A 398-nucleotide genomic window follows, 5' to 3' on the forward strand; every position below is an offset into this window, starting at 1 on the left:
AAGCTCAATCGGTAAGCCACCAAACCATGTCGGCATACGACATGGTCATGATTTCGGCAGCCGAGAAATGCAGCTCGGCCGCGAGACGCTTGGCGGCGTGCTTGAGGGTCGCGGGATTACAGTTCGTCCTCTCGCACCAGAAAGTTGTAACCGGCGGCTACGCGGTTGTAGTCCTTGTAAGTGAGGCCCTCCAGATCCTTGACCCCCACCTCGGCCAGGGACGCGAACAGGTTCAGCTCGCGCTGCTCATCGTCACCGTCCGAGGTTTGCCCGGAGCTGCGAATATCCTTCACGGTCGGCGCACGTAGGGTGATGGTGGCCTGATCAACGCCATTGAGGGTGGTGGGCTTGGACAGGCGAACGGTGACGTTCTCAGCGGTCAGAGTCAGGTACTTCGG

General features: G+C 60.1%; 1 protein-coding gene. It reads right to left on the reverse strand.

Annotated elements, in window-relative coordinates:
• Positions 1-116: 116 nt before the first annotated feature.
• The coding region (locus QWI17_RS04775) for a phage tail assembly protein (protein ID WP_302721376.1) at positions 117-398 on the reverse strand (282 nt) is incomplete at its 5' end.

Origin of the sequence: Gilvimarinus gilvus (genome assembly GCF_030518155.1) — a bacterium.
GTDB classification, from domain to species: domain Bacteria; phylum Pseudomonadota; class Gammaproteobacteria; order Pseudomonadales; family Cellvibrionaceae; genus Gilvimarinus; species Gilvimarinus gilvus.